Annotated in this window: 5 protein-coding genes; all 5 read right to left on the bottom strand. The window is 60.2% G+C overall.

What is annotated here, in order from left to right; genetic code table 11:
- The coding region (locus WBM93_RS05815; RefSeq protein ID WP_424429421.1) for an AMP nucleosidase at positions 1-1,373 on the bottom strand (1,373 nt) is incomplete at its 3' end.
- Positions 1,374-1,428: 55 nt separating this feature from the next.
- Positions 1,429-2,127, bottom strand: coding sequence for an ATP12 family chaperone protein (locus tag WBM93_RS05810; protein WP_424429418.1), 699 nt, complete (start codon positions 2,125-2,127; stop codon positions 1,429-1,431).
- A complete protein-coding gene (locus WBM93_RS05805) occupies positions 2,124-2,426 on the bottom strand; it encodes a hypothetical protein (protein WP_424429415.1) in 303 nt (100 codons plus the stop codon). The genes WBM93_RS05810 and WBM93_RS05805 overlap by 4 nt, the downstream gene beginning before the upstream one ends.
- A complete protein-coding gene (locus WBM93_RS05800) occupies positions 2,423-3,079 on the bottom strand; it encodes an HAD-IA family hydrolase (RefSeq protein WP_424429412.1) in 657 nt (218 codons plus the stop codon). The genes WBM93_RS05805 and WBM93_RS05800 overlap by 4 nt, the downstream gene beginning before the upstream one ends.
- The coding region (locus WBM93_RS05795; protein WP_424429410.1) for an FMN-binding negative transcriptional regulator at positions 3,076-3,716 on the bottom strand (641 nt) is incomplete at its 5' end. The genes WBM93_RS05800 and WBM93_RS05795, both read right to left, overlap by 4 nt.

Genomic DNA, 3,716 nt, shown 5'->3' with positions numbered 1-3,716 from the left:
GCCAGCAGGTCGATCGCGCGCAGGCCGATGGCAAGGTGCTGGCCCACGCGTTCCTGGTAGAAGGCATCGGCCATGCCGGGCAACTTGATCTCGCCGTGCAACGGTTTGTCGGAAGCGCACAGCAGGGTCCCGTAGGGCACGCGGTAGCGATAGCCGTTGGCCGCGACCGTCGCCGATTCCATGTCGATGGCGATGGCGCGGGACTGGTTGAGCCGCTTGGCAATCTGTTCGAAGCGCAGCTCCCAGTTGCGGTCGCCCGTGGTCACCACGGTCCCGGTACGCAATTGCTGTTTGAGTTTTGATTTGTCGATACCGGTTTCTTCCTGCACCGCCTGAGTCAGCGCCAGCTGCACTTCGGCAATTGTCGGCAGCGGAATGCTGGGCGGCAGCACGTCGTCCAGCACATTGTCATCGCGCAAATAGGCGTGGGCAAGGACATAGTCGCCGAGCCGCTGGGTCCGGCGCAGCGCGCCGCAATGGCCGATCATCAGCCAGACATGCGGGCGGAGCACCGCGAGATGGTCGGTGATCGTCTTGGCATTGCTAGGGCCGACGCCGATATTGACCAGGGTCACCCCGGGCCGGCCGTCGCCGCGAACCAGATGATAGGCGGGCATTTGCGGCGGCTTGGCGATGGGCGGCGCGGAGGGCTTGCCATCCTTGCCGGTGATCCGGTTGCCCGGCTCGACCAGCATCGTCGCCTTGCCGGATTTCACTTCCGCCAGGCCATGCTCGATAAACTCGTCGACATAGCGCTGATAGTTGGTGAACAGGATGAAGGGCTGGAAATGCTCGGGATCGGTCGCGCAATAATGGCGGATCCTGTGGAGCGAATAGTCGACCCGCTCGGCGGTGAACAGGGCGAGCGCCGAGGCTTCCTCGCCCTGGAAAATCTGGCCGCCATCGACAATCTCGTCATTCGTCTTGATCAGATTGGGGGTGTGGAAATAATTGGGCAGCTTTTCCTTCTTCGCCCGGTCGAGGCCGGCACCGGCATCCTCGAGCGCAAAAGCCAGCGGAATCGGGGTGTCGGAAAGGCCGACCCAGATTTTCGCGGTGAAGGTCGTGGCGATACGCTGCAGTTGGTCGAGCAGATAGGCGCGGTATAATTTCGGTTCGGTGATGGTCGTGCGATAGGTGTTGATATCGGCCAGATGTCCGGCCGCCAGATGGCTGGTCTCGGTCGCCTGATCGGCGGGGATTTCGACACTGATCTGTGGATACAGGCCCTGTTGCCGGTCATCCTTTGACAGTTTGGACGTCGCATAGCGTCTAAAGCGTGCCGCTGTGATTTCGATTTGTTCGACGTAAAGTTTTTCAAGCAGCGCTACCGCTTTGGCGGGCGTGGCACATAGAGTGGCTTCGGTGTTCATGCAGTCTCCGTTACAGTTTCAGCCCTCTAACGGAAAAACGGAACAAAGGGAAAAACTAAGTGCGGGACAGGTTAAGAAATAACGCAGCAGCCTCGAACTCTGCTTGCTTGATGCTTCGAGCGGCCACGGCCTGATCGTCGCGGCCCCATTGCTGCTCCTGCCAAAGCTCTTCCAGATTGACCAGCGGCCAGAGAGTGTCGGTGTCACGGGCCTGTTCGACCAGCGCCAGTGTGGCGATCAGCGATCCGGACAGGCCGACCAGCGACAACATAGCCGCCACCGTGAAATCATCCCGAGCCTCAACCGTCTCGGTCAGCCGCCGGATCGTTTCATCCGGCTGCGCCTCATATTTGATACCAAAGATCAGGTTGAAGCCGACATCATAGCGTTTCTGTGCCCAGTCGAGCAGCGGATCCCACTGCTCCGCCTGATGGTCGATAAGCGCCTGCTGGCCGGTGTCGGCGCGATAATAGAGCATATCGCTGTCGGCAAAGGCGGCGATACGCGAAACGATCCGGTTGCGTTCGTTGCCGACCTGATCCAGCGCGCCTTGCGCCAGTGCGGTCAGCGGCATTGCTGCGGGGATTATATCTTCTCCCTGCTCGGCCCATTCGGCGGCAATTGCATCGGCTAGCCCGGATAGCGGCACGGCAAGCAGATTGCGCTGCGGTGTCTTCATCGGGCGCCCGTCGAGCAAGATCGCAAATGCGTCACCGTGCGGCGATACCGAAACGTCCTTGTAAAAACGTTTCACGGCTTGTCTGCACCTTCCGCCGCTTTGGCGATTTCTTCCTCGGCGACGCGGGCGCGAATATATTTGCGGATGATCCAGACCGGTGCGGCCCACATCTGGGCCAGGCCCAGAATGATCAGCACATAGCCGGCCGGAGCCGGAACCGGCGGCAGGCGATCCAGAACGATCGCCAGCCCGAGCATCACCAGCGCTACACCGAGCAGTCGAATGATGCTGACCATGAAGTGCACCGCCTTCGCCTGCTTTTCCTTCACCGGATCGGGAATATATTCGGGCTGGTCGGCTATCGGTTCGCTCATCGGTTCAATATTCCGTTCAAATCTGCCATTGTTGCCGCGACGATTTCCGCACCGGCATTGATCAGTTCATGCTCGTCATGATAGCCCCAGTCGACGCCGACCGCGCGCACCCTGGCGTTGACCGCCATTTCCATGTCGAAGCTGGTATCGCCAATCATCGCCGTGGTTTCCGGCGCCGCGCCCGCTTCGATGATCGCCAGCTCGACCATTGCCGGATGTGGCTTGGAGGGATGCCGGTCTGCGGTTTGCAGCGTCACAAATCGATCCGACAGGCCGTGGGTTTCCAGCACATGGCGAAGACCGCGATCCGACTTGCCGGTGGCCACGCCCAGGACCCAGCCGGATGCTTCCAATTCTTCCAATATCTCGAGCAGCCCGTCATAAAGCGGCTCGTGCACCCCGCCCGCCTCGCGCAGCGCGAAGAAACCGTCCTTGTAGGATTGGGTCACCGCAGCGACGATCGCTTCGTCGCCTTCGGGCAGCAATTGCGCCACCGCTTCCATCAGGCTGAGACCGACGATCCGCCGTACCAGATGGTGATCGGGCGGGACCAGACCGTGTTTTTCGAAGGCCTGAACCATCGAGGTGCAGATATTGGCCTGGCTATCGACCATCGTGCCGTCGCAGTCGAACAGGGCCAGCTTGTTGGTCATTTTTTACCAAATTCCCGCATCAGATGGGCAACCGCGCGGCGGCCCGTGGCTTCAAGCGCTGAAGCAGCGCTTTCCCGCACCGCAGCCGGTTTGTTCTGGCCAAGCTTCGCGGTCGGACGCCAGGCCAATATTTCCATTTCAAAACCGATAATCGCGTCAGTCAATTTTTCAAACTTTTGCCCGTCCATCTTGTCACGATGCCACGGCTTTTTGGGAGCCAGCTTTGCTTCATTCTGGGCGGACAGATCGTCGAGCAGACTGACCAGGCCTTCGCGCTCCATCCGGCGAACCTTGCCTTCCAGTTCCAGCGCAAGATAATTCCAGGTCGGAACCTGATCGTCGATCCCGTACCAGTCCGGACTGATATAGGCGTCGGGACCGTTGATCACGCAGAGCGCTTTGCCCTTGGCGATATGCTTGGTCAGCGCATTACCGCGCGCAAGATGGAATTGCAGCGCGCCGTCGCCGGTGGAAAACACTGGAACATGGGCACCGCGCGGGCCATCCGGCGTCTCGGCAAAGACCATCCCGAACCCGATATCGGAGATCATCGCCTCGAGCGCAGCCCGCTCGTCGGCGTCGTGATGATCATTGGCAGATTTCGGCCATCGGAAGGCGGGATCGGGATGCATTATTT

Origin of the sequence: Parasphingorhabdus sp. (genome assembly GCF_049667325.1) — a bacterium.
Taxonomy (GTDB): Bacteria; Pseudomonadota; Alphaproteobacteria; order Sphingomonadales; family Sphingomonadaceae; genus Parasphingorhabdus.
This window is presented reverse-complemented; position numbering and strand designations above follow the sequence as displayed.

What these genes read in the sequence shown, in the direction of transcription:
- WBM93_RS05800 (WP_424429412.1), bottom strand. Translation starts at nt 3,079, where the DNA reads ATGACCAACAAGCTGGCCCTGTTCGACTGCGACGGCACGATGGTCGAT.
- WBM93_RS05805 (WP_424429415.1), bottom strand. Translation starts at nt 2,426, where the DNA reads ATGAGCGAACCGATAGCCGACCAGCCCGAATATATTCCCGATCCGGTG.